Below are 19,486 nucleotides of genomic sequence, written 5' to 3' on the forward strand. Positions count from 1 at the left end.
GGGGCGTCAGGACACGCGGACGGTGCCCGGGGCGAGCGCGGGCTCTGCGTCGGTCCACTGCGCGTCGTTGCCGTGGCTGCGGTCCCACACCTGGTCGCCGACGTGCACGCGGGTGACGCCCGTGACGCTCGCCGTCGCCACCGACCACTGCGCGGCCGCCCAGGTGTACCGGTCCAGGGTCGCGGCCGACGAGCCCGGGAACGAGGCGGCGTCGATCTCCACGCCCTCGTCCGTCGTGGCGCTCGGGGCCACACCGAAGTCCCGCTCGAGCCGCCCGGCGACCGCCTCGGCCACCGTGGCCTCGTCCTCAGGCATGGGGAGCCGGCAGGTGAGCGCCGCGGGGGAGTGCCCCGACAGGGCGGAGGCGAACGCCCGGCCCTCCGGCTCGTGGTCGGCGTAGGCGTCGGGGTAGGCGGAGCGCTGGACCTGCTGCGCCGCCTCGGTGATGGGCAGCGCCTCGTACCCCTGCACCGCGACGAGGCCGTCGTAGAAGGCGTTCGTGGCGTAGACCGGGTCCATCACCTGCTCCGGCGTGCCCCACCCCTGCGAGGGGCGCTGCTGGAAGAGCCCGAGCGAGTCGCGGTCGCCGTAGTCGATGTTGCGCAGCTTCGACTCCTGCACGGCGGTGGCGATGGCGATCGAGGCGGCGCGCGCCGGCAGCTCCCGGCGCAGGGCGACGGCGGTGATGAGGGCGGCGTTGTCGGCCTGGTCGGCGTCGATCGTGGCCGTCGAGCCGTCCTCCGCCGTCACGGTGCAGGCGTTGGCCGTCCGCTGGGGCAGCAGCCAGGTGAGGCCCAGGACCACCCCGCCGGTGGCCAGGGCCAGGACGACCACGCCGAGGAGGGCCCGCGAGAGCAGTCGCGGGCGGCGGGCGGGCTCACGCATGGAGGGCGTCGTTGAGGACGATCCCGGTCCCCGCGCGGGGCAGCGCCTCGACGGCCCCGCTGACGGAGTTGCGGCGCAGGAGGACGTTGTCCCGGCCGGAGAGCTCGCGGGCGGCCACGACCCGGGGCGCCCCCGACCCGGCCGGCAGCACCGTGACCTTGGTGCCCGCGGTGACGTAGAGCCCCGCCTCGACGACGCAGTCGTCACCGAGGCTGATGCCGAGACCGGCGTTGGCGCCGAGCAGGCAGCGCCGCCCGATAGAGATGACGTGCTGGCCGCCGCCCGAGAGGGTGCCCATGATGGACGCGCCCCCGCCGATGTCCGAGCCGTCGCCGACGACGACGCCCTGGGAGATGCGTCCCTCCACCATGGAGCGGCCCAGCGTGCCGGCGTTGAAGTTGACGAAGCCCTCGTGCATGACGGTGGTGCCGGGCGCGAGGTGGGCGCCGAGCCGGACCCGGGAGGCGTCGGCGATGCGCACGCCCTCCGGGGTCACGTAGTCGGTCATCCGGGGGAACTTGTCGACGCCATGCACGGTGACGTGGCCCTGCGCGGCGCGCAGGCGCGCCCGAGTGCTCTCGAAGCCGTCGACGGCGCAGGGGCCGGCCGAGGTCCACACGACGTTGGGCAGGACGGCGAAGATCCCGTCGAGGTTGAGCGTGTTCGGCGCGACCAGCCGGTGGGAGAGGAGGTGCAGGCGCAGGTAGGCGTCCGCCGTGCCGGCCGGCGCGGCGTCGAGGTCGATCTCGGTGCGGACGATCTCGGTCCGCACCCCCCGGACCTCGTCGCGGCCCTCGGCCGCGGCGAGGGCCCCGGCGTCGGTGTCACCGCCGGCGCCGAGGGCGGGCGAGGGGTACCAGGCGTCGAGGACCTGGCCGTCCTCGGTGCGGGTGGCCAGGCCGATCCCGTGTGCGATGCGCTCCATGGCGGTCCAGCCTACGGAACGTCCGGGCGGCTGGTCGAAACGCCCGCCAGGACGAGCCGCGGCCCCGCGGTCCGCGCGCCCCGCGCCTCCACGCGCCGGCGCAGCTCGCGGTCGGCGGTGACGACGACGACGTGGTCGCCCGGGTCCGGCCGGACCTGCGCGACGACGGCGTCGTCCCCGGAACCGGCGGCCTCGACGACGCGGACGCCGCCGGCCGGGGCGACGCCGCGGGCGCGGCCCTCCACGACGAGGACGACCTCGGGGAACCACCGGTCGCCGGGCAGGCCGACCGCGTCGGCCGGGACCCCCGCCGTGCGCAGCGCCGCGAGCTCGTCGCGCAGCCGCTCCGTCGCGCCGCGACGGTCGTGCCACCAGCCGTCCGGCCGGGCGCCCACGGTGTTGGCGGCGTCGACGACGAGCACGAGCCGGCGGCCGAGGAGCGGGCGCAGGTCGGGCAGCGACGCGCCGAAGGCCGGCAGCAGCGGCAGGTCCGCCAGGTCGGCCACGGGCACCCACCGGGTCTCGAGGCTCTCGGCGTCGGTGACGGCCGGCTCGAACTCGGCGACGGCCTCCGCGAGGACGGTGGTGTAGGACCAGTCGGGGTGCTGCAGCCGCCAGGTGGCCCGGGGGCGCACGGCCTCGGGCGGCAGCCCGACCTCCTCCACAGCCTCCCGGACCGCGCCCTCCACCGCGCTCTCGTCGGGGCCGACGGCGCCGCCGGGCAGGCCCCACGTGCCGCCGTGGTGGCTCCACAGCGCCCGGTGCTGCAGGACGATCTCGGGCCCGGAGCCGGCGTCGCGCACCGCGAGGAGGCCGGCCGCGCCGAACTGCCCCCAGTGCCGGGCGCCGCACCGGCAGTCCACCCACCCGTCCCCGGGCCGTCGCGGCGGGCGGGGGTCGGGGCGGTCGCTCACGCCGGCCAGCCTCGCACGTCGACCCGTCGGAGCAACCCGGACTACGCGTCCGCGACCGCGATCTCGCAGATGACCGCGCCCGCCGAGACGTTCGTCCCCACCGAGGCCCCCAACCCGGTCACCCGCCCGGCACGGTGGGCGACGAGCGGCTGCTCCATCTTCATCGCCTCGAGGACGACGACGAGGTCCCCGGCCCCGACGGTGTCGCCCTCGGCGACGGCGACGCGCACGATCGTCCCCTGCATGGGGGAGGTGAGCGCCCCGTTGCTCGGTGCGGTGGCGCGGGCGGCGGCCCGGCGGGCGGGACGCCGCGCGGCGCCGCGCCGGCCGGCCGCGATGCCGAGGCCGGCGGGCAGGACCACCTCGAGGCGCTTGCCGCCCACCTCGACGACGACGCGCTCCATCCCCGAGTCCTCGTCCGCCTCGTGCGGCGTCGGTGCGGCGGAGGGCGCGAGGGCGGCGACGTCCTCGGCGAAGTCGGACTCGATCCACGTGGTGTGCACGGCGAAGTCGGCGCCGGTGCGGGCCGCGAAGGCCGGGGAGTCGAGGACCGCGCGGTGGAACGGCACGACGGTGGGGATGCCGACGATCTCCAGCTCCCGCAGCGCCCGGCGGGCCCGGGCGATCGCCTGGTCGCGGTCCGCCCCGGTGACGATGACCTTGGCGAGCATGGAGTCGAAGGCGCCGGAGACCCGGTCGCCGGCGACCACGCCGGTGTCGACCCGAACGCCGGGCCCGGTCGGCCACGTCAGTGCGGTGATGAGCCCGGGGGAGGGCAGGAACCCGGCCGCCGGGTCCTCGCCGTTGATGCGGAACTCCAGGGAGTGCCCGCGCACCGGGACCTCGTCGTACCCGAGCTCCTCCCCGGCCGCGATGCGCAGCTGCTCGCGGACGAGGTCGATGCCGGTGACCTCCTCGGTGACGGGGTGCTCCACCTGGAGGCGGGTGTTCACCTCGAGGAAGGAGATCGTGCCGTCGACCGCGACGAGGAACTCCGCGGTCCCCGCCCCGACGTAGCCCGCCTCGCGGAGGATGGCGATGGAGGCGCGGCGTAGCTCGGCCTCCTGCTCGGGCGTGAGGAACGGCGCGGGCGCCTCCTCGACGAGCTTCTGGTGCCGCCGCTGCAGGGAGCAGTCGCGGGTGGAGACGACGACGACGGTGCCGTGGGCGTCCGCCAGGCACTGGGTCTCCACGTGGCGGGGGCGGTCGAGGAAGCGCTCGACGAAGCACTCGCCGCGACCGAAGGCGGCGGTCGCCTCGCGGACCGCCGAGTCGAACAGCTCGGGGATCTCCTCGCGCCGGCGCGCCACCTTGAGCCCGCGGCCGCCGCCGCCGAAGGCCGCCTTGATGGCGACGGGCAGGCCGTGCTCGTCGGCGAAGGCGAGCACCTCCTCGGCGTCGGCCACGGGGTCCGGCGTCCCGGCGACGAGCGGGGCGCCCGCCGCCTGGGCGATGCGGCGCGCGCTCACCTTGTCGCCAAGGGCGTCGATGGCGGACGGCGGCGGGCCGATCCACACGAGCCCGGCGTCGATGACGGCCTGAGCGAAGGCGGCGTTCTCCGAGAGGAACCCGTACCCGGGGTGGACGGCGTCGGCGCCGCTGCGCCGGGCGACGTCGAGGAGCTTGCCCATGTCGAGGTAGGTCTCGGCGGCGCGCGACCCGTCCAGCCCGAAGGCCTCGTCGCACATCCGCACGTGGAGCGCGTCCCGGTCCGGGTCGGCGTAGACGCCCACGCTGACCAGCCCCGCGTCCGCGCACGCCCGCGCCACCCGCACGGCGATCTCGCCGCGGTTGGCGATGAGCACCTTGGTGATCGGGCGCGTCGGTCTCGGACGTGAGGCGCTCGTCATGGACGCTCCGCTCTTGGGGTCTCGGACGGGGGTGATCGGGCCACGGTAGCCGCGGGCGGCGCCGACCTCACAGTCGCCGCCCGCGCCGCCGGTGAAGTCTGTCCAACCGGCTAAGTGCGCCCCGCGAGGATTGTGCGGACACGACAAGTGCCTGGGACGGCCGTTCGTGCCCTCCCCGTCAGCCGGTGCGGTCGTCCGCCGCGCCGGGCACGGCCGGCCTGTCGAGGGTCCACAGGTCCGTCACGGCCACGCCGAGCCGGCCGAGGAGGTCGCGCAGGAGCGGCAGGCTGAGCCCGACGACGCCGTGGGGGTCCCCCTCGACCTTGCTGACGAACGGCCCGCCGAGCCCGTCGATGGTGAACGCGCCGGCGACCGCCAGGGGTTCGCCGGTGGCCACGTAGGCCTCGATCTCGGCGTCCGTGACGTCGGCGAACGTCACGGCCGTCGTCGACGTCGCCCCGACCTCGGCCCGGTCACCGGGGCGGACGAGCCAGTGGCCGGTGTGCAGGAGGCCGCGCCGCCCGCGCATGCGGTGCCAGCGGCGCACGGCGTCTGCGGCGTCGTCGGGCTTGCCGAGGACGTCGCCATCGAGCTCGAGCATCGAGTCGCAGCCGAGCACGAGGACCTCCACGCCCGCCCGGGAGGCGACGTCGCGGGCCTTGGCGCGGGCGAGGAGGAGCACCTGCTCGGCCGCGGGGACCGGGCCCTGCGCGGCTGCGGCGGCGAGGAGGGCCGGCTCGTCGACGCCCGAGGGCTCGACGAGGGGCTCGATGCCGGCCGCACGCAGGATGGTGCGGCGGGCCGGGGAGGCGGAGGCGAGGAGCAGGCGCACCGCGCGCACTCTACTGGGCCGAACGTCCCGGGCCGCGCCACCCGGTCCTCGCGACGATGGACCCCATGACTCCCCGCGCTCGCCGGCTGCGCCGGTTCGTCGCCGTGCCCGCCGTGCTCGCCCTCGGGCTGCTCGCCGCGTGCGGGGAGGACCCGGCGGCGCCCGCCCCGGGAACCGCGACCTCGGCGAGCGAGGGCGCGACGGCGGGTGCCACGTCGCCCGCGGCCGCCCGGGCGCCGCAGGAGCGCACGACCGGCAACGTCACGGTGACGGCGACCTCCGTCATCGTCGGCGACCCGGACGCGCCCGAGCGGGTCGTCGTCTACGAGGACCTCAACTGCCCCTACTGCCGCGCCCTGCACGAGGCGATGGACACCGACGCCGACGTCGTCGCGTGGGCCGGGGGCGGGGACGTCGCCGTGGAGCACGTCGTCGTCGACTACCTCGGGCCCCGGACCACCCACAAGTTCTCCACCCGCGGCGCCGCCCTTCTCGCCGTCGTCGCCGACGCCGACCCCGAGGCGTGGCCCGCCGTCCTCACGGCGCTGTACGAGGCGCGCCCGGAGGCCGGGACCGACGCCGGCCCCAGCGACGACGAGCTCCTCGCCCTGGCGCGGGAGGCGGGCGCCGACCTCGACGACGCCGACGCCGCCGCGGTGCGTGAGCAGGCCTTCGGTGGGTGGGTCGAGGAGGTGACGGCGTACGCCGCGGCCGAGGGCGTCTCCTACATCCCGCAGGTCTACGTCGACGACGAGCTCGTCGAGGGCGAGACGGAGGCGGACGTCCTCACCGCCGTCAAGGCCCGCGTCACCGACTGAGGCCGCCGCGACCCGCGGGTGGACGCGGGCGCGCCCCTCAGCCCACGAGGGTCTGACGCAGGACGTCGAGACCGACGGAGCCGACGTCGAGTGCCGTGCGGTGGAAGGCCCGCAGGTCGAGCTCCTCGCCGCGGGCCTGCGCCTGCGCGCGGGCCGCCGCGCGGGTCTCCTCCCACAGCCGCTGGCCGACCTTGTAGGAGGGCGCCTGCGCCGGCCAGCCGAGGTAGCGGTCCAGCTCGAAGGCGAGGAAGCCGTCGGCCATGTTCGCGTTGCCGCGCAGGAACTCCCACGCCTTCGCCGCGTCCCACGTCCCGCCGCCCCACTCGGCGGGCGCCGGCTTGCCGAGGTGGACGCCGATGTCGAGGACGACGCGGGCGGCGCGCAGCCGCTGGCCGTCGAGCATCCCCAGGGCGTCGCCCGGGTCGTCGAGGAAGCCGAGGTCGGCCATGAGCCGCTCGGCGTACAGGGCCCAGCCCTCCCCGTGCCCGCTCACCCAGCACGCCAGGCGCCGCCACGTGTTGAGCAGGTCGGACCGGAAGGCGGTCTGGCCGATCTGCAGGTGATGACCCGGCACGCCCTCGTGGTAGACGGTGGTCTTCTCGCGCCAGGTGGCGAACTCGGTGACGCCCGGCGGCACCGACCACCACATGCGGCCCGGCCGGGAGAAGTCCGCGCTGGGCCCCGTGTAGTAGATGCCGCCCGTGTGCGTGGGGGCGATGCGGCACTCGAGGGTGCGTACGGGCTCGGGGATGTCGAACTCCGCCCCCGCCAGGGCGGCGACGGCCTCGTCGGACGTCGCCTGCATCCACCGCTGGAGGGCGTCGGTGCCGTGGATCATCCGGGCCGGCTCGACGTCGAGGCGGTCCATCGCCTCGCGGACGCGGGCGCCCGGCCCGTACAGGCGCCGCGCCACCTCCTCCTGCTCGGCCACGACGCGGCGCAGCTCCTCCAGGCCCCACTCGTACGTCTCGTCGAGGTCGACGCGGGCGCCGAGGAAGTAGCGGGACCACCGCTCGTAGCGCTCGCGGCCGACGGCGTCCTGGGCCGGTGCCTGCGGGGCGAGCTCGGTGCGCAGGAACGCGGCGAGCGACCCGTACGCCCCGCGTGCGGCCGCGGCGCCCTCCTCGAGGTAGGCGGCGAGCGCCCCGGTGGGCTCGACGCCGTCCGGCCGGGCGGACGCGGTGAAGGTGGTGAAGAACGAGCCGGCGGCGTCGGCGAGCTCCTCGGCCTGCGCCAGGGTGGCCTCGACCTGCCGGACGGCCGCGACGTCGCCGCGGGCGGCGGCCGCCCGGAGTGACTCGACGTAGCCGGCGAGCGCCGAGGGCAGGGCGTTGAGCCGCGCCCCGACGTTCTGCCAGTCCGCGGCCGTCGCGGTGGGCATGAGGTCGAAGACGTCCCGCAGGCCCTGGACCGGCGAGTCGATGACGTTGAGCTCCCGGTCGCGCTCGCCGGCCTCCGCGAGCTCGACCTCCAGGCCCAGGCGTTCCGTCATCGCCGCGACCGTCACCTCGTCGACGTCGTCGGCCGGCGCGGTGCGGCGCAGCTCGGCGAGGGTCGCGCGGGCCGCGTCGGCGCGGGCGGCCACGCCCGCGGGGGAGAGGTCCGGCAGGGCGTCGTCGTGCCCGGGCAGGCCGAGCGACGTCGCCTCCAGCGGGTCGAGCTCGGCCACGCGCAGCACGTGGGCCTCGGCGACGGCGTCGACGGCCGTGGGGGTGCGGGTCACGCCACCAGAGCGTAGCGACCGGCGGCGCTAGGGGTGCAGGGACCAGCGCCAGGTGTGCGGCCCGGGCACGAGGCCGGCGCGGAGCCGACGGGCCCGGTCGCCCCAGGGCGTGCCGGGCGGGAGCTCCTCGGGGGGCACCTGGGCCGCCCGGTGCGCGACGATCCCCGCGACGAGCGCCGCCAGCTCGACGTCGTCCGGCGCGCCGCGCACCACGCGCACGGTCGTCCCGTCCGCGGCGCTCGCCGCGGCGAGCGCGTCCGCCACCACCGCGCCGTCGCCGCTGCCCGACCAGCCCTCGGTCACAGCGGGATGTTCCCGTGCTTCTTCGCGGGCAGCGACGCCCGCTTGGTCCGCAGCGCCCGCAGCGCGCGGACCACCTGCGACCGGGTCTGCGACGGCGCGATGACGGCGTCGACGTACCCGCGGGCGGCGGCGTCCCAGGGGTTGACGATCGCCTCCTCGTACTCGGCGACCAGCCGCGCGCGCTCCGCGTCGACGTCGAGGCCCTCCGCGGCGGCGCGGGCCAGCGTGCCGCGGTGGAGGATGTTCGCCGCCCCGGACGCGCCCATGACGGCGATCTGGGCCGTGGGCCAGGCGAGGTTGACGTCCGCGCCCAGCTGCTTGGACCCCATGACGATGTAGGCGCCGCCGTAGGCCTTGCGGGTGATGACCGTGACGAGCGGGACGGTCGCCTCGGCGTACGCGTAGATGAGCTTGGCGCCGCGCCGGATGATCCCGTTCCACTCCTGGTCGGTCCCGGGCAGGAAGCCCGGGACGTCGACGAACGTGAGGACCGGGACGTTGAACGCGTCGCAGGTCCGCACGAAGCGCGCCGCCTTCTCCGAGGCGTTGATGTCGAGGGTGCCGGCCATGTGGAGGGGCTGGTTGGCGACGATGCCCACCGGGTGGCCCTCGACGTGCGCGAAGGCGGTGACGACGTTCGCCGCGTAGAGCGACTGGACCTCGAGCATCTCCCCGTCGTCGACGACGTGGGCGATGACGGTGCGCATGTCGTAGGGCTGGTTGTCGGAGTCCGGGACGAGGGCGTCGAGCTCGAGGTCGGCGTCGCTCACCTCGAGGGTCCCGGCGTCCGTGGGCCACACGGGCGGCTCGGAGAGGTTGTTCGCGGGCAGGTAGGTAAGCAGCGACCGCACGTAGTCCAGGGCGTCGTCCTCGTCGGCGGCGAGGTAGTGCGCGACGCCGGAGCGCTCGTTGTGCGTGCTCGCCCCGCCGAGCTCCTCGAAGCCGACGTCCTCCCCGGTGACCGAGCGGATGACGTCGGGGCCGGTGATGAACATGTTCGACGTGCCGTCGGCCATGACGATGAAGTCGGTGAGGGCCGGGGAGTAGACCGCCCCGCCGGCGCTGGGCCCGAGGATGAGCGAGATCTGCGGGATGACGCCGGAGGCGGCCACGTTGCGCCGGAAGATCTCGGCGAACTGGGTGAGCGCGGCGACGCCCTCCTGGATGCGCGCGCCCCCGCCGTCGGAGATGCCGATGAGCGGGACGCCGGTGCGCAGGGCGAGGTCCATCACCTTGGTGATCTTCTGGCCGTGCACCTCACCGAGGCTCCCGCCGAAGACGGAGAAGTCCTGGGAGTACAGGCACACCTGGCGCCCGTCGATCGTCCCGTAGCCGGTGACGACGCCGTCGCCCGGGACGCGCTTGCCGTCGAGACCGAAGTTCGTCGACCGGTGGGTGGCGAACGCGTCGAGCTCGACGAAGCTGCCGTCGTCGAGGAGCGCGGCGACGCGCTCGCGGGCCGACTTCTTCCGCCGGGGGTGCTGCTTGGCCTGCGCGATCTCCTCGGCCTGCTCGAGGGCCGCGACGCGACCGTCGAGGTCCGCGAGCCGTCCGGCGGTGGTCGGGGCGGGCGGCGTCGTGGTCTGCTCGGCATGGGGGGTCACCCGCCCGAGCGTAACTGTGCGGGGGCCACCGCTCGATGGCGGGGGCGGCCGGTGTCCCCGCCCGGGCGTTGTGGGACTCCCACAACGCGGGGCGCGCCGGGGGTGCGGCAGGGTAGGGCCATGGCCCCCAGCGGAGCGTCGCCCTTCCCGCGCGTCGAGCGCCGTGACGAGGTGGGGTCCACCAGCACCGAGCTCGTCCGCGCGGTGACGGCCGACCCCGACGCCTGGCCGCCCATGTCGGTGCTCGTCGCCCGCAGCCAGGTCGCCGGGCGCGGGCGCGCCGGGCGCACGTGGTCGACGCCGCCCGGGGAGGCGCTCACCGCCTCGGTGCTGCTGCGGCCCCGGGTCCCGGCCGAGCACCTCGCCTGGGTGACGCTGCTCGCCGGCCTCGCGGTCGTCCGCGCCGTCGCGCCGGCCGACGGCGCGGGGCCGGCCGTCGGCCTCAAGTGGCCCAACGACGTCGTCGTCGGCGGGGCCCCGGACGCCGTTCCCGGGTGGGGGCACGACCGCAAGGTGGCGGGCATCCTCACCGAGGCCGTGCCCGTGGTGCCCGGGGCGGTCGTGGTGGGGATCGGCGTCAACCTGCGCCAGCGCGAGCTCCCGGTGCCGTGGGCGACGTCGCTCGCGCTCGCGGGCCTGGCCGTCACCGCCGAGGCCCTCCTGGCGAGGATCGGCGGCGAGCTGGCCCCGCTCGTCGCCGCGTGGGAGGCCGAGGGACCGGCGTCGCTGCGCGCGCAGGTCCGCGCCTGCTGCACGACCATCGGCGCGCAGGTCCGGGTCGACGTGCCCGGGGGGCGCGGCGTCGAGGGCCGCGCCGTGGACCTCGACGCCGACGGCGCCCTCGTCGTCGCCGAGGTGGGCGGCGCCCGCCGTGCGGTGCTGGCCGGGGACGTGCGGCACCTGCGCCGCACCTGAGCCGGCCCCCGGCTCCGGCGGGCTGCCCCACACCCCCCCCGTGCCGGACGGCGGGATAGCCTCGTGGATGTGATGCGGCATGCGTGAGGGTGACGGCGCGACGGACGGCTCGGGCGCCGCTGGGGTGACGCCTGCGCGGTCCACGGTGGCCGAGCACCAGCGCACGCTCATCGGCGGCGACCCCGCCCTCACCATGGTGGAGCTCGCGGAGCGCGCGGCGGTCCCGGTCGAGGCGGCGCGGACCTTCTGGCGCGCCATGGGCTTCCCCGACGTGGCCGACGACGTCCCCACGTTCACCGACCGCGACGTCGCCGCGCTGCGCGCCATCGCCGTGCTCGTCGAGGACGGCACCATCGACCTCACCACCGCGGTCTCGCTCGTGCGGGCGCAGTCCCACACCGCGGACCGCCTCGCCCTGTGGCAGACCGAGGCCCTGGTGGAGGACGCCGCCCGGCGCCTCCACCTCGACGACACCAGCGCCCGGCTCGTCGTCCTGGACCGGATGGCGGCGGTGGGCGCCGTCCTGGAGGACCAGATCGTCTACGCGTGGCGGCGCCAGCTCGCCTCGCTCGCCGCCCGCATCGAGTCCGAGGTCTCCCACCGGCCGGACGACGGGGTGGACGCGGACGCGCTGCCCCTGCCCCGCGCCCTCGGCTTCGCCGACATGGTCTCCTTCACGACCCGGTCGGCCAGCCTGGGCTCCCAGGCCCTGGCGCGGCTCGTCCAGGGGTTCGAGTTCGCGGTCCGCGACGTCATCACCTCCCACGGCGCGCGGGTCGTCAAGACCATCGGTGACGCGGTGCTCTTCGTCGCCGACGACCTGCCCACGGCCGCGGAGGTCGCCGTCGACCTCATCGCGGCGATCGATGCCCGGCCGGACCTCCTGCCCGTGCGCGCCTCGCTGGTGTGGGGCCGCGTCGTCTCCCGCTCGGGCGACGTCTTCGGGCCGACGGTCAACCTCGCCTCGCGCCTCGTCGACGTGGCCGCCCCCGGCACCGTGCTCATGGACGCGGCGAGCGCGGACGCCCTGGTGACCGGGCCCAAGGGCTCGCGGTTCGTCTGCACGCCACGCCCGGAGGCGGACATGCCGGGCATCGGGACGGTCCGCCTCGCCGAGCTGCGGCGCGCCGAGCCGGGGCGCCGCTCGTAACCACTGCGTCCTCTGCCCGCCCATGATCGTGCAAAGCCTTACGATGCTCGCGTGACCAACGTGCTACTCGTCGAGGACGATCCCGCCATCGCCGAGCCCCTGGCCCGCGCACTCACCCGCGAAGGCTATGAGGTGAGCGCCTACGGGACCGGCCAGGGCGCCATCGACCACTCCGTCGGCGCGGACCTCATCGTCCTCGACCTGGGGCTGCCGGACATGGACGGCCTGGACGTCGCCCGCTGGGTCCGCGCCCAGGGCATGGCCACGCCGATCCTCGTCCTCACGGCGCGCGCGGACGAGGTGGACCTCGTCGTCGGCCTCGACGCCGGCGCCGACGACTACGTGACCAAGCCCTTCCGGCTCGCCGAGCTGCTCGCCCGCGTCCGGGCGCTCCTGCGCCGCGCCGGCGGCGAGCTCAGCGACGAGGACGAGCTCGTCGCCCAGGACGTGCGCGTCGACGTCGCCGCCCACCGGGCGTTCCAGGGCACGCGGGAGATGCAGCTGACCGCCAAGGAGTTCGAGCTCCTGCGGGTGCTCGTGCGCGAGGCCGGCTCCGTCGTGGGCCGCGAGACCCTCATGCGCGAGGTGTGGGGCTCGGACCCCACCGGCTCCACCAAGACCCTCGACATGCACGTGTCGTGGCTGCGGCGCAAGCTCGGCGACGACGCCAACGACCCGCGATATGTGACGACGGTGCGCGGGATGGGCTTCCGGTTCGAGACCGGGGAGAGCTGAGCGGAGCGTGCGTCGCCGCGCGGTGCAGATGACGGTGGCCGCCGTGGCGGTCGCCGTGCTCCTCCTCGGGGTGCCCCTGGGCGTCTTCGGGGCGCTGATGATGTGGGAGTCCGAGCGCTCCACGCTCGACCTGCGCACGGGCTCCCTGGCGCGCTCGGTCGAGCGGCGCCTCACCAACGGTGAGGCCCTCGACGCGGACATGCTCGACCCCTGGATCGGTGGGGACGACGACCTGCCCGCGCACATCGTCGTCCAGAGCCCGCAGGGCATGGTGCTCGAGGCGGGCGAGGACATCAGCGGCGGGGTCGTCCGGTCCGTCCAGACCACCCCCAGCGGGGCGACCGTGCGCATGGAGGTGGCCGCGGCGGAGGTCCGGCTCAGCGCCGTCCGGGCCGTGGCGCTCGTCGTCGTCGCCTCCGTCGTGGCGCTGGCCGTGGGCATCCTCGTCGCGCGCCGGCAGGCGCGTCGCCTCGCGGCGCCCCTCATCTACCTGGCCGCCAGCGCCGAGCAGATCGGCTCGGGCCAGGTGCGCCCGCAGCTCGAGCGCTCGGGGATCGAGGAGATCGACCTCGTCTCGGCCGAGCTGGGCCGGGCGGCCGACCGCATGGCGGGACGCCTCGCGGCGGAACGTCAGTTCGCCGCCGACGCCTCCCACCAGCTGCGCACCCCGCTCACCGCGCTGTCCATGCGCCTGGAGGAGATCCAGGCGCTCAGCGACGACGAGGAGGTGCGCGAGGAGGCGCGGATCAGCCTCGAGCAGATCGAGCGGCTCGTCGGCGTCGTCGACGACCTGCTCCGCAACTCCCGGCAGGCCGGGGGCGGGACCACCGAGGCGATCCGCCTCGACGACGTCTTCGCCCAGCAGGCCGACGAGTGGGGCCCGACGTTCACCCGGGCCGGGCGCCGCCTCGAGCTGCCCGAGAGCTGCGACCTCACGGTCCTGGCGACCCCCGGTGCCCTCGCGCAGGTGCTGTCCACCCTCCTGGAGAACTCCCTCAAGCACGGCGCGGGCACGACCACCGTCCGGGCGCGTCCCTCGGGCTCCCAGCACGGCGTGGTCCTCGAGGTGACGGACGAGGGTCCCGGGGTGCCCGACGACCTCGCGCCGGAGATCTTCGACAAGCACGTGACCTCCGGTGGCGGGACCGGCCTCGGGCTCGCCCTGGCGCGTGGCCTCGTGGCCGCCGACGGCGGCCGCCTCGAGCTGGCCCAGCGCCGCCCGCCCGTCTTCGCCGTCTTCCTCAGCTCGGTGCCGCGCGCGCTCGACCCCGACGTCGTGCTGCCGCAGGGCGCCCTGGTCTCCATGGGGCGGCGCCGCCGGCGCTGGTGACTCAGCGCGCGGGCGCTGGTCCGGTGAAGACGACGTAGCGGTAGCAGAGGTAGCGGAACGCCGTCCCCAGGACCAGCCCGACGCCGTTGGCCGCGATGTTGTCGGCGAGCGGTGACGTGAGACCGAGGACGTAGTGCGAGACGGCGAGCGTCCCGACGGCGATGAGCATGCCGCCGGCGTTGACGAGGAGGAACATCACCAGCTCCCGGGCGCGGGAGGAGCGCTTCTTCTCGGCGAACGTCCAGTACCGGTTGCCCAGCCAGGCGACGAGCGTGGCGACGCACACCGAGAGCACCTTGGCGGTGAGCGGCTTGTCCCCGAGGAGCTCGCCGGGGCCGAACCGCAGGAGGTTCATCAGGCCCACGTCGACGACGTAGGCCACCCCACCGACGGTGCCGAACTTGGCCAGCTCGGCGAGCTGCTGGCGCACCCGGAGCCAGCGGGCCCCGGGCAGCCGCGCGGGGGGCTCGTCGGGCGGGAGCCCGGCGGCGGCGCTGGCCACGTCGTGCGTGGCGGCGTCGTGCGCGTCGGTGTCCTGAGCGGCGGTGTCCCGCATGGTGGCGTCCTGCATGGCGGTGTCGTGGGTGGCAACGTCCGGGGCAGTGGTCTCACGTGCTGTCGCGTCGTCGGCCGCGCCGCCGATGCCGGCCGCTGCGTGGGACGAGCTCACCGCTCCAGGGTACCGCGCACTACGCTGCCCCTTCGTGGGACCAGTGATCGCGGTGGTGGGCGGGGGCCAGCTGGCCCGGATGATGCAGCAGGCAGCTGTCGGGCTCGGCGTGCACCTGCGCGCGCTCGTCGAGGACGCCGGCGGCTCGGCCGCGCAGGTGGTCCCGGACGCCCCGGTGGGCCGGGCCGACGACGCGGCCGCCGTACGGTCCCTCCTCGCCGGCGCGGACGTCCTCACCTTCGAGCACGAGCACGTCCCCGCGGACCTGCTCCGCGCCCTCGAGGCCGACGGTGTCGCGGTGCGGCCGGGGTCCGCGGCGCTGGCGCACGCCCAGGACAAGATCGTCATGCGCCGGCGCCTGGCGGAGCTCGGGGTACCGGGGCCGCGGTGGGCGCCCGTCGCCGACGCCGCCGCGCTGCGCCGGTTCGGCGACGACGTCGGGTGGCCCGTCGTCGTCAAGACCGCCCGCGGCGGGTACGACGGCAAGGGCGTGCGGGTGGTCGCCGACGCCACGGGCGCCGACGACTGGTTCGGCGGTCTGGGCGCGGGGGAGGAGCTCCTCGCCGAGGAGCGGGTGCCCTTCGTCCGCGAGCTCGCGGTCCTGCTCGCCCGGCGCCCCTCCGGCGAGGTCCGCGCCTGGCCCGTCGTCGAGACCGTCCAGCGCGACGGCATCTGCGCGGAGGTGCTGGCCCCGGCCCCCGGGCTCGACCCCGCGCGGGCCGCCGAGGCGGTCGCCGTGGGGGAGCGCATCGCCGAGGGGCTCGACGTCACGGGCGTGCTCGCCGTGGAGATGTTCGAGCTCCCGGACGGGCGCATCGCCGTCAACGAGCTCGCCATGCGGCCCCACAACTCCGGCCACTGGACCATCGACGGGGCCACGACGAGCCAGTTCGAGCAGCACCTGCGCGCCGTGCTCGACCTGCCGCTGGGCGAGACGGCGCCGCGCGCGCCGGTGAGCGTCATGGTCAACCTCCTCGGCAGCGCGCTCCCCGACCCCACCCAGGCGCTGCCGGCGGTGCTCGCCGCGCACCCCGCCGCCCGCGTCCACCTCTACGGCAAGGAGGTGCGCCCGGGCCGCAAGCTCGGGCACGTCACCGTCGTCGGGGACGACGTCGGCGCCGCGCGCGCCGCGGCGAGCGGCGCGGTGGCGCTCCTGCGCGGAGAGTGAGCGCGGGTGCCCGGCCGGGCACCCGCTCAGACCGGAGGACGGAGACGGTGATGGGTGTCGAGGTCGGGATCGTCATGGGGTCGGACTCGGACTGGCCGGTGATGCGGGCGGCCGCCGACGCGCTCGCGGAGCTGGGCGTGGACGTCGAGGCCGATGTGGTCTCCGCGCACCGCATGCCCGAGGAGATGGTGGCCTACGGGCGGGCGGCGGCCGGCCGGGGGCTGCGGGTCGTCATCGCCGGTGCCGGCGGCGCGGCGCACCTGCCGGGCATGCTCGCCGCGCTCACCCCGCTGCCCGTCATCGGCGTCCCCGTCCCCCTCGCGCACCTCGACGGGATGGACTCGCTCCTCTCGATCGTCCAGATGCCCGCCGGCGTGCCCGTCGCCACCGTCTCGATCGGCGGCGCCCGCAACGCCGGGCTCCTCGCCGCCCGGATCCTCGCCGCCGGCACGAGCGAGGCGGACCTGGACCTGCGGGAGCGGATGGTCGCCTTCCAGGAGGACCTGCGCGAGGCGGCGGCCGCCAAGGGGGCACGCGTGCGCGCCGAGTGTCAGGCGCCGTAGGGACGCGGCGGCACTAGGCTCGCACCATGAGCGTCATCGTCACCGGCGGGGCCGGGTACATCGGGGCCCACGTGGTCCGTCTCCTCCTCGAGCGCGGCGAGGACGTCGTCGTCGTCGACGACCTCAGCACCGGGCGCGACGACCGCATCGGTGAGGCGACCCTCGTCGAGCTCGACCTCGCCGGGGCCGGGGCGCAGGACGCGCTCGAGCGCGTGATGAAGGAGCGGGAGGCGCGGGCGGTCATCCACATCGCCGCGCGCAAGCAGGTGGGGGAGTCGGTGGCCCGCCCCGCCTGGTACTACCAGCAGAACGTGGGCGGCATGGCCACCGTCCTCGCCGCCATGGAAGGGGTCGGCGTCGACCGCTTCATCTTCTCCTCCTCGGCGGCCGTGTACGGCATGCCCGACGTCGAGCTCGTCACCGAGGACACCACGCCCCAGCCGATCAACCCCTACGGCGAGACCAAGCTCGTGGGCGAGTGGATGGCGGCGGACGCGGCGCGCGCCTCGGGCCTGCGGTCGGCGAGCCTGCGCTACTTCAACGTCGCGGGGGCGGGGTGGCCGGACCTCGGCGACCCCGCCGTCCTCAACCTCGTCCCGATGGTCCTCGACCGGCTCGCCACCGGGCGGCGGCCGGCGATCTTCGGGGACGACTACCCGACGCCCGACGGCACGTGCGTGCGCGACTACATCCACGTGCTCGACCTTGCCCACGCCCACCTGGCGGCGCTGGACTACCTCGAGCAGGACCGCCGCGAGCACGCCGTGTTCAACGTGGGCACGGGCACCGGTGCCTCCGTGCGCGAGGTGCTCGACGAGATCGGCCGCGCGAGCGGGCTGGACGTGACCCCGGACGTCGAGGCGCGCCGGCCCGGTGACCCGCCGCGGCTGGTCGCCTCGTCCGAGCGCATCGAGCAGGTCCTCGGCTGGAAGGCCGAGCACGGGCTCAACGACATCATCGCCAGCGCCTGGGAGGCGTGGCAGGCCGGACCCCGCCGCATCTGAGGACCCCGCGCCCCGTCGTCGGGGCGCCCTCGGGCAGTCCGGTCTCGGTGCCCCGCCCGTCCGTGTGACGGGCGGGGCACCGTGACGCTCAGGGCCGCTGGTCCGCCGGCGCGTGCGGCTGCCCCGCGCCGTCGTCGGGGGCGGCGTCGAGGAACTCGCCGGTGGCGTAGTCGTAGTCGACGGGGTTGCCCTCCTCGTCCGTGCGCTGGTACCAGGACGTCACGGACTCGTCGCGGGAGTCGAAGTCCGCGCCGGCGCCCTCGCCCGCCGGCGCCCGCCCGACGCTGATCTCGAAGTCGTCCCCGTGCTGCTCGACGCCGCTCACCACCGCCTTCTGCAGCGCGGCGCGGGCGTAGGTGTGCCGGATCGACATGGGGTCGGTGGCGAGGTCGCGCCAGAACGCGACCGTCATGAGCACGAGGATGACCGCGAACGGCATCGCCGAGGCGGTGAGCAGGTTCTGCATGCCCTGGAGCGCGTCGTCGCCGCCGAGGAGCAGCAGGACGACCGCGATCCCCATCATCGCCAGGCCCCAGAAGATCGTCACCCGCTTGTCGGGGGTGGAGTTGCCGCGCTGGGACAGGGTGCCCATGACGAGCGCCGCGGAGTCCGCGCTCGTGATGAAGAAGATGCAGATGGAGATGACGGCGACGACGGTGATGACGGTGCTGCCGGGCAGGTGCCCCAGGAGCGCGAAGAACATGTCCTGGGCGGAGCCGTCCACGGCGAGGTCCGCCCCGCCCTCGTGGAGGTGCATGGCCGTGCCCCCGAGGAGGGAGAACGCCAGCAGGAAGATCAGCGTGGGGACCACGAGGACGACGCCGACGAACTGGCGCAGCGTGCGGCCCCGGGAGATCCGGGCGATGAAGATGCCGACGAAGGGGGACCACGAGATCCACCAGGCCCAGTAGAACTGGGTCCACGCGGCGACGAACTCCGCCGAGTCCTCGCCCCAGGAGGAGGAGCGGCCCGTCATCGCCATGAAGTCGTTGGCGTACTGCGCGATGACCGAGGGGACGAGGTTGACGAGCAGGAGCGTCGGCCCCACGACGAAGACGAACAGGCCGAGCAGCACGGCGATGGTCATGTTGATGTTCGACAGCCAGCGGATCCCGCGGGCCACGCCGCTGACGGCGGAGGCGACGAACGCGATGGTGAGCACGACGATGATGACGACGAGGACCGTGTTGGACAGGTCGCCGGCACCCGAGACGATCTCGACACCGCGGCCGATCTGCAGCGTGCCGAGCCCCAGCGACGTCGCCGTCCCGAAGAGCGTCGCGATGATCGCGAACATGTCGATGAGCTTGCCGCCGACCCCCTCCGTCCGCTTGAGGCCGAGCAGCGGCGTGAGCACCGAGCTCATGAGCGGCAGCCGGCCGCGCCGGTAGGAGCTGTAGGCGACGGCCGCCCCGACGAGGGCGTAGATCGCCCAGGCGTTGAGGCCCCAGTGGAACGTGGCCTGAGCCAGCGCCGTGTGCATGGCCTCCCGCGTCTCGGGGTCGACCCCGGATCCCGGCGGCGGCGTGAGGTAGAAGGTCATCGGCTCGTACGCGCCGAAGAAGTAGACCCCGATGCCGATCCCCGCGGAGAAGATCATCGCCACCCACGAGGTGGTGGAGAACTCCGGCTTCTCGCCGTCCCGCCCCAGCGGGATCCGGCCGTACCGGGACACCGCCACACCCACCATGAAGAGGAAGAGGACGGAGGCGATCGCACTGAGGAACCAGCCGGTGTTGGCGACCACCCAGGCCAGCGCGGTGTCCGAGACCGCCTCGAGCGAGTCGGTGGAGACGATGCCCCAGACGATGAAGGCGACGATCGCCAGCGCCGCGGCGCCGAAGACGGCCTTGTCCGTGCGGTAGTTGTTGCGCTGCTCGTCCACGGAGATACCGGGCACCAGCGCGGGGTGCACGTTGTGCGGGTAGGCGTTGATCTCGTGGAGCACGCGCCGGGCCGACCGGGCGCGTGGACGCCCCTCGGGCGAGGCGTCGGAGGGCGGGGTGGTCTCGGGATCGGGGCGCACGCATTCCTCTCACGGGGGCAAAGAGCCCGTCAATCTTAGAGGAGAGGCGCGCTCGGAGTCCATCAGGTGAC

At 75.3% G+C, this 19,486-nt stretch carries 18 protein-coding genes; 8 read left to right on the plus strand and 10 right to left on the minus strand.

Features of this window, described 5'->3' with window-relative positions:
* Positions 1–6: 6 nt before the first annotated feature.
* The 5 genes from EBO36_RS02985 to EBO36_RS03005 form a co-directional block, all read right to left on the minus strand.
* Positions 7–885, minus strand: a complete 879-nt coding sequence (locus tag EBO36_RS02985; protein ID WP_122823303.1) for a hypothetical protein — start codon at positions 883–885, stop codon at positions 7–9.
* A complete protein-coding gene (dapD, locus tag EBO36_RS02990; protein ID WP_122823304.1) occupies positions 878–1,810 on the minus strand; it encodes a 2,3,4,5-tetrahydropyridine-2,6-dicarboxylate N-succinyltransferase in 933 nt (310 codons plus the stop codon). The genes EBO36_RS02985 and dapD overlap by 8 nt, the downstream gene beginning before the upstream one ends.
* 11 nt (positions 1,811–1,821) lie before the next feature.
* Complete coding sequence (locus tag EBO36_RS02995; RefSeq protein ID WP_122823305.1) at positions 1,822–2,724, minus strand: NUDIX domain-containing protein; 903 nt, start codon at positions 2,722–2,724, stop codon at positions 1,822–1,824.
* A 41-nt stretch (positions 2,725–2,765) separates the two neighbouring features.
* Positions 2,766–4,574, minus strand: a complete 1,809-nt coding sequence (locus tag EBO36_RS03000; RefSeq protein WP_122823306.1) for an acetyl/propionyl/methylcrotonyl-CoA carboxylase subunit alpha — start codon at positions 4,572–4,574, stop codon at positions 2,766–2,768.
* A gap of 178 nt (positions 4,575–4,752) precedes the next feature.
* Positions 4,753–5,406, minus strand: a complete 654-nt coding sequence (locus EBO36_RS03005; RefSeq protein WP_387966673.1) for a Maf family protein — start codon at positions 5,404–5,406, stop codon at positions 4,753–4,755.
* Positions 5,407–5,471: 65 nt separating this feature from the next.
* On the opposite strand from EBO36_RS03005, the gene EBO36_RS03010 reads away from it, so the two are divergent.
* Positions 5,472–6,224 (plus strand): DsbA family protein, encoded by a 753-nt coding sequence (locus EBO36_RS03010; RefSeq protein ID WP_122823308.1) that lies wholly within the window; start codon positions 5,472–5,474, stop codon positions 6,222–6,224.
* 37 nt (positions 6,225–6,261) lie between these two features.
* Here the strand turns inward: EBO36_RS03010 and EBO36_RS03015 are convergent, their stop codons facing one another.
* Genes EBO36_RS03015 through EBO36_RS03025 form a run of 3 tightly spaced genes read right to left on the minus strand, consistent with a single transcriptional unit; the run spans position 6,262 to position 9,854 of the window.
* Entirely contained in the window at positions 6,262–7,947 is a 1,686-nt protein-coding gene (locus EBO36_RS03015) for a DUF885 domain-containing protein (protein ID WP_122823309.1), read from the minus strand.
* A gap of 27 nt (positions 7,948–7,974) precedes the next feature.
* Positions 7,975–8,250: an acyl-CoA carboxylase subunit epsilon gene (locus EBO36_RS03020; RefSeq protein WP_244925347.1), complete on the minus strand. Its 276-nt coding sequence runs from the start codon at positions 8,248–8,250 to the stop codon at positions 7,975–7,977.
* On the minus strand, positions 8,247–9,854 hold the full coding sequence (locus EBO36_RS03025; RefSeq protein WP_122823310.1) for an acyl-CoA carboxylase subunit beta: 1,608 nt from the start codon (positions 9,852–9,854) through the stop codon (positions 8,247–8,249). Before EBO36_RS03025 ends, EBO36_RS03020 begins: the two co-directional genes overlap by 4 nt.
* Positions 9,855–9,974: 120 nt before the next feature.
* Here EBO36_RS03025 and EBO36_RS03030 point away from each other — a divergent pair, with 120 nt between their 5' ends.
* The 4 genes from EBO36_RS03030 to EBO36_RS03045 all read left to right on the plus strand — a co-directional run bounded on the left by EBO36_RS03030 (position 9,975) and on the right by EBO36_RS03045 (position 13,984).
* The gene (locus tag EBO36_RS03030; protein ID WP_122823311.1) at positions 9,975–10,769 is read left to right on the plus strand and encodes a biotin--[acetyl-CoA-carboxylase] ligase; all 795 of its coding nucleotides are present in this window, start codon (positions 9,975–9,977) and stop codon (positions 10,767–10,769) included.
* 79 nt (positions 10,770–10,848) lie between these two features.
* A complete protein-coding gene (locus EBO36_RS03035; protein WP_122823312.1) occupies positions 10,849–11,919 on the plus strand; it encodes an adenylate/guanylate cyclase domain-containing protein in 1,071 nt (356 codons plus the stop codon).
* A 51-nt stretch (positions 11,920–11,970) separates the two neighbouring features.
* Entirely contained in the window at positions 11,971–12,654 is a 684-nt protein-coding gene (locus EBO36_RS03040) for a response regulator transcription factor (RefSeq protein ID WP_122823313.1), read from the plus strand.
* Between the two features lie 7 nt (positions 12,655–12,661).
* Positions 12,662–13,984: a sensor histidine kinase gene (locus EBO36_RS03045; RefSeq protein ID WP_122823314.1), complete on the plus strand. Its 1,323-nt coding sequence runs from the start codon at positions 12,662–12,664 to the stop codon at positions 13,982–13,984.
* A gap of 1 nt (position 13,985) precedes the next feature.
* Here EBO36_RS03045 and EBO36_RS03050 read toward each other — a convergent pair whose 3' ends face one another.
* Complete coding sequence (locus tag EBO36_RS03050; RefSeq protein ID WP_241237051.1) at positions 13,986–14,654, minus strand: GtrA family protein; 669 nt, start codon at positions 14,652–14,654, stop codon at positions 13,986–13,988.
* A gap of 43 nt (positions 14,655–14,697) precedes the next feature.
* Between EBO36_RS03050 and EBO36_RS03055 the strand changes: the two genes are divergently transcribed.
* From EBO36_RS03055 to galE, 3 genes are read left to right on the plus strand one after another with little or no spacing between them, the layout of a single operon-like run.
* Complete coding sequence (locus EBO36_RS03055) at positions 14,698–15,822, plus strand: 5-(carboxyamino)imidazole ribonucleotide synthase (protein ID WP_465253902.1); 1,125 nt, start codon at positions 14,698–14,700, stop codon at positions 15,820–15,822.
* Positions 15,823–15,872: 50 nt separating this feature from the next.
* Positions 15,873–16,385, plus strand: a complete 513-nt coding sequence (gene purE / locus EBO36_RS03060) for a 5-(carboxyamino)imidazole ribonucleotide mutase (protein ID WP_122823316.1) — start codon at positions 15,873–15,875, stop codon at positions 16,383–16,385.
* Between the two features lie 26 nt (positions 16,386–16,411).
* Positions 16,412–17,389 (plus strand): UDP-glucose 4-epimerase GalE, encoded by a 978-nt coding sequence (gene galE, locus EBO36_RS03065; RefSeq protein ID WP_122823317.1) that lies wholly within the window; start codon positions 16,412–16,414, stop codon positions 17,387–17,389.
* An 88-nt stretch (positions 17,390–17,477) separates the two neighbouring features.
* Here the strand turns inward: galE and EBO36_RS03070 are convergent, their stop codons facing one another.
* A complete protein-coding gene (locus tag EBO36_RS03070; protein ID WP_241237052.1) occupies positions 17,478–19,415 on the minus strand; it encodes a BCCT family transporter in 1,938 nt (645 codons plus the stop codon).
* Positions 19,416–19,486: the final 71 nt, after the last annotated feature.

The sequence above is a fragment of the Georgenia faecalis genome (assembly GCF_003710105.1).
Lineage (GTDB): Bacteria > Actinomycetota > Actinomycetes > Actinomycetales > Actinomycetaceae > Georgenia_A > Georgenia_A faecalis.

What these genes read in the sequence shown, in the direction of transcription:
- EBO36_RS02985 (WP_122823303.1), bottom strand. Translation starts at nt 885, where the DNA reads ATGCGTGAGCCCGCCCGCCGCCCGCGACTGCTCTCGCGGGCCCTCCTC.
- dapD (WP_122823304.1), bottom strand. Translation starts at nt 1,810, where the DNA reads ATGGAGCGCATCGCACACGGGATCGGCCTGGCCACCCGCACCGAGGAC.
- EBO36_RS03000 (WP_122823306.1), bottom strand. Translation starts at nt 4,574, where the DNA reads ATGACGAGCGCCTCACGTCCGAGACCGACGCGCCCGATCACCAAGGTG.
- EBO36_RS03010 (WP_122823308.1), top strand. Translation starts at nt 5,472, where the DNA reads ATGACTCCCCGCGCTCGCCGGCTGCGCCGGTTCGTCGCCGTGCCCGCC.
- EBO36_RS03030 (WP_122823311.1), top strand. Translation starts at nt 9,975, where the DNA reads ATGGCCCCCAGCGGAGCGTCGCCCTTCCCGCGCGTCGAGCGCCGTGAC.
- EBO36_RS03035 (WP_122823312.1), top strand. Translation starts at nt 10,849, where the DNA reads ATGCGTGAGGGTGACGGCGCGACGGACGGCTCGGGCGCCGCTGGGGTG.
- purE (WP_122823316.1), top strand. Translation starts at nt 15,873, where the DNA reads ATGGGTGTCGAGGTCGGGATCGTCATGGGGTCGGACTCGGACTGGCCG.
- galE (WP_122823317.1), top strand. Translation starts at nt 16,412, where the DNA reads ATGAGCGTCATCGTCACCGGCGGGGCCGGGTACATCGGGGCCCACGTG.